The organism is Bowmanella yangjiangensis (assembly GCF_017255015.1).
GTDB lineage: Bacteria > Pseudomonadota > Gammaproteobacteria > Enterobacterales > Alteromonadaceae > Bowmanella > Bowmanella yangjiangensis.
On sequence record NZ_JAFKCS010000449.1, the window covers coordinates 1 to 630 of the forward strand.

Annotated in this window: 1 protein-coding gene; it reads left to right on the plus strand. The window is 68.3% G+C overall.

Annotated features, from left to right (window positions below; all coding sequences use genetic code 11):
• The coding region (locus J0A65_RS25085; protein ID WP_232850146.1) for a condensation domain-containing protein at positions 1-630 on the plus strand (630 nt) is incomplete at both ends.

Here is a 630-nt window from a genome sequence, read left to right on the forward strand (position 1 = left end):
CGAGTCGGCCGTGAGGATGACTTCTTCGAACTCGGTGGTCATTCGCTGCTGGCGACCCGGCTGGTATCGCGGATACGCCAACTCCTCGCCGTCGAGTGTCCGCTGCCGATGATCTTCGAGGCCTCGCGGCTGGATGCCTTTGCCGCCGCTGTGGCGGCGCTTGGCGAGCGCGACAGCCGCCCGCCATTGCGCACTGTGCCGCGTGATGGCGTGCTACCGCTGTCCCCGGCGCAGGCGCGCCTGTGGTTCTTCTGGCAGATGGAACCGCACAGTGCTGCCTACAATGTCCCTGGCGCCCTGCGCCTGCGCGGCGCGCTGGACGAGGGTGCGTTGCGCCAGGCATTCGCGGCATTGATGGCGCGTCACGAGACACTGCGCACCACCTTCGACGAGCGTGAGGGCGAGCCGTGCCAGGTCATCCATGCGCGGCTGGAACTGCCCATGGTACGCCTGGATCTGTCCGCCCACGGCGATGCCGAGGCCCAGGCGCATCGCCTGGCCGAAGAGGAAGCCGGGCGCCCGTTCGACCTGCGTGACGGCCCGCTGCTGCGCCTGACGCTGCTGCGCCTGTCCGCAGAGGATCATGTGCTGCTGTTGACCCTGCACCATATCGTCTCCGACGGTTGGTCG